At 70.3% G+C, this 1,259-nt stretch carries 1 protein-coding gene and 1 pseudogene; both read left to right on the forward strand.

All coding sequences use genetic code 11. The features are described 5' to 3' along the window. Positions 1–582, forward strand: a 582-nt coding sequence (locus CVM52_RS27300) for a P-loop NTPase family protein (protein WP_172721102.1), incomplete at its 5' end; no start/stop codon positions are given. Positions 583–627: 45 nt separating this feature from the next. Further along, positions 628–1,259 (forward strand): annotated as a pseudogene (locus CVM52_RS25840) (hypothetical protein); the annotation flags it as partial.

Here is a 1,259-nt window from a genome sequence, read left to right on the forward strand (position 1 = left end):
CTGCTGAAGACGCTGAAGTCGCATGGCTGGAGCCGGGTGGCCATCGCCGCGCCGACGCGCGGCTGCGGCACCACCTTTTCGGCGATTCACCTGGCACTCAGCCTGGCCCGCGTGCCCGGCAGCCGCACCGCGCTGCTGGACCTGAACCTGCGCCGCCCCGGCCTGGCCACGGCGCTCGAACTGCACCGCGCCGGCGACATGGGGGGCTTTCTGCGCGGGCAGGTGCGGCCGGCCGACCACATGCTGCGAATCAGCGACCGGCTGGCGCTGGGCCTGACCCAGGCCACCGAAGCCGATCCCGCCGACCTGCTGCAAAGCGACAGCTGCGCCGCCGCCATCGGCGATTTGATGGACCGGCTGATGCCCGATGTGCTGCTCTGCGACCTGCCGCCGCTGCTGGACCATGACGACCTTGCCGCTTTCCTGCCGCAGGTCGATGGCGTGCTGCTGGTTGCCGATGGCACCCAGACGCTGCCGGACCACATCGCCGCCTGCGAACGCGGGCTGAACGGACAAACCAAGGTGCTGGGCGTGGTGCTGAACCAGGCCCGGCTGGCGGGGCCAACCCCGATTCACGCGTAAGATGAAGACCCCGGCGCACTGCTCCGGGCAAAAGGTAGAATACTGATGGGCCCCATCGCTTCTTTCGACGACATCGCCGATATGGTGCAGCGCCGTGCGGCCATGATGATTCTCATCATGGTGGTCGGCTTCCTTGTCTCGGCCACCTTCGGCCTGTCACAGGCCCCGGTCTACCGCTCGGTCGAGGTGCTGCAGATCGCGCCGCCCAAGGTCTCGGACGACCTGGCCGCCACCAGTGTCGGCGCGCCGCTGGCCACCGGACTGCCGCTGCTGCGCGAACGGCTGCTGACCACCGCCACCCTGTCCGAGATCGCCCGCGCTTATGACCTGTTTCCCGACCAGCCGCAGCTGAGCGGGGCGCAAAAGGCGGCGCAGCTGCGCGAGGCGCTGCGCATCGACTGGGGCGGTGGCGCATCCGAGTCGACCGTGGTGGTGATCTCGGCGGAACTGCCGGTGCCGGAACAGGCCCGGCTGATCGCCCAGGAACTGTCGCACCGGCTGATCCGGCTGAGCGCCGCGATGCGCATCAGCGAGGCGCAGGCGACGCTGGACTTCCTGTCCGGCACCGAGCGCGCGCTGCGCGCGGAACTGGCCGCACAACAGGCCCGGATGGCGGTGCTGGATGCCACCGCCGATGCCGAGGCCCGCGCCGCACTGGCGCGCGACACCCGGCGCAC

The organism is Pseudooceanicola lipolyticus (assembly GCF_002786325.1).
In the GTDB taxonomy this organism is placed as follows: domain Bacteria; phylum Pseudomonadota; class Alphaproteobacteria; order Rhodobacterales; family Rhodobacteraceae; genus Pseudooceanicola_C; species Pseudooceanicola_C lipolyticus.